The sequence below is a fragment of the uncultured Gimesia sp. genome, assembly GCF_937919775.1.
Taxonomy (GTDB): Bacteria; Planctomycetota; Planctomycetia; order Planctomycetales; family Planctomycetaceae; genus Gimesia.
Genome location: NZ_CALFPF010000668.1, coordinates 1 through 2,296, shown reverse-complemented (window position 1 = coordinate 2,296; position 2,296 = coordinate 1). Strand labels below are relative to the sequence as shown.

Annotated in this window: 3 protein-coding genes; all 3 read left to right on the top strand. The window is 46.2% G+C overall.

Annotated elements, in window-relative coordinates:
• Window positions 1-207: 207 nt before the first annotated feature.
• Window positions 208-840 (top strand): RNA polymerase sigma factor, encoded by a 633-nt coding sequence (locus tag Q0294_RS19010; protein WP_299468605.1) that lies wholly within the window; start codon window positions 208-210, stop codon window positions 838-840.
• Between the two features lie 5 nt (window positions 841-845).
• A complete protein-coding gene (locus Q0294_RS19005) occupies window positions 846-1,412 on the top strand; it encodes a hypothetical protein (RefSeq protein WP_299468603.1) in 567 nt (188 codons plus the stop codon).
• 124 nt (window positions 1,413-1,536) lie between these two features.
• Window positions 1,537-2,296 (top strand): GNAT family N-acetyltransferase (locus tag Q0294_RS19000; RefSeq protein ID WP_299468601.1); only part of this gene is annotated, 760 nt, incomplete at its 3' end.

Sequence of the window (2,296 nt, the reverse complement as noted above, 5' to 3'; positions counted from 1 at the left end):
GTAAAATAGCCACTTAAGAAATAATTCCATCCGCGTTTCAAATCATCCCAAAACAAAGTTTTTCTAGCTATAATTAAGAGCAGGTGAATTGATAAGGAGAAATTTTTGATTCGATATCAGAATCTATATTAAATTCCCATCATTTCCCCCCTCTTTAACGTAATAAAGACAAAGCGTGTCAATTAACGCGGAAGAGGGGAGGTAGACATGCAGTTAGAAATGGTCGATAAAAAAATAGAGGAAAGAGATTCTCTACCATCTGGCGGTGTAGTTAGTGACGCTCGACTGGTAGAAGCAGCCCGTAAGGGTGATGACAATGCATTCGGAGAGTTAGTCCTTCGTTATGAGAGACGGCTCATTCGCGTGATTATCCAATTTGTCAAAAGCCCGGAACTGGCAGAAGATCTGGCTCAGGACACGTTCCTGAAAAGCTATGAGCGACTTGATCAATTTGATACGTCCAGGCGCTTTGGACCCTGGTTGTTTCGGATTGGCGTCAATCAGGCGCTGGACTATCTTCGAAAACAAAAGAGAAGAGGCTGGTGGTTGTTGTTTAGCGACAGTCCCGCTGACACTCCCTTTGACCCGGCTGTTCCGGATCCAAGGAATAAAATTGATATTAATCAGGAAGTTCAGGCGATTCTGGAAGAAATTCCAGAAAAGTACCGTACAGTGCTCGTACTTCGAGATCTGGAAAATTTTTCTACTTCTGAGATTGCCGCAATTCTGGATCGAAAAGAAGCTACGATCCGCTGGCGATTAGCGGAAGCAAGAAATCGTTTTCAAAAACTATGGTCTAACCGTCAAAATGCTGAAAGCTCCATGTCGAGCAAGGAATAAGAGACATGTACTGCACACAATGCAATGGTTTGAAATCGCGAGTCGCTCTGGCTGTTGGCAACGACTTGTCTGATGCCGAGCTGATACTTTTGGAAAAGCAGCTTAAAAACTGTGATCAATGTCGTTCCCAATATGAGGAACTCCAAAAAAGCTATGAGGCGCTCCAGCAGCAATTTGACAGTGCTCCTGTACCCTCCTTACAGGACAGTGTCTGGCCAAAGGTCTCTGCCAAAATTGCAGCGCGTCGACGTAGAAATCGCCCTACACGCTTCAATTTTCTGCTGCCAACTCTGACGACAGTGGCCTGTTGTCTGGCGCTCCTGCTGGTGACAAATTCTCCCCAGTCTGAACAGCAACGCTTTGCTCCTGCTGCGAGTTCTGTCCATCCCGTTGGTCTGATTGGCAGCCAGAATCTGAACACGGTCGATAATGTTTTTGGTAATCTACCTGAAAAACAATGGGGATCACCTGAAGAATTACTTCAGCTCAACAGTAACCCTTACGGATACAATTTGCCTCGTTTGAAGCACGATACAACAAATTCATACAATTTACATTCGGTTAAATTTTAAGATCTACGCTCCTTTCCAAACTAAGGCTGGTCAATCGACCAGCCTTTTTTTTATGATGAGGCTCAGATCGCCTCTCCACGCCAGACTGGTGTGATTCATATGACTCGGGAAATGAAATCGACCAATGTCAATTACAGTCTCTACTGCAACTACAGCCGAACAATCAGAAGTATCGGAATATATCTTTGCCGATACCTTAGAAGCGGAGCGAGAGACACAAATTCGGGATTTTCTCAATTCGATTACCAGCGGCGAAATCGACCAGAACCAGATCTTGCTGGCCAGAGAGTCCGGGGCACTAATCGGAGTGGGCATTCTGGTCTTTACTGATTCTGCGACAGCCTTTATCTGGCCCCCCTTTACCAAACGCAACGATTGTGCCGACGCAATTTTACAGGAAATGGTCAAACGAATCGACGGTTCAGAAGTCAGCATCGGTCAATCACTGCTGGATCCCGGACAAATCAAACAACGCCAGCTGCTGAGCCGTAATGGATTCCCGCATCTGACTAATTTGATGTTCATGAGACATCCCCTGACCACAATCAAACGATCAGCGTGCCTGGATGAGAAACGTTTGCAATGGATCAAATTTGAGGAACAGCTAAATCGTCAACGGTTCCTGGATCTACTGGATCTGACACAGGAATCTTCCCAGGATTGCCCGGCTCTGAATCATGTTCGAACTGCAGAAGAATCATTAGAGTCTCATCGCAGCTCAGGGGATTCCGACCAGAAATACTGGTACTTGTTTCATCATGAGGGAGTCGACCTGGGTGTGCTGCTGTTATCTGAACATCGGGAAGACAATGTCTGGGAAGTGGTCTACATGGGAGTGGCGCCTGAACAGCGGGGAAACGGCTACGGGGCGGCCTTTATTCAGC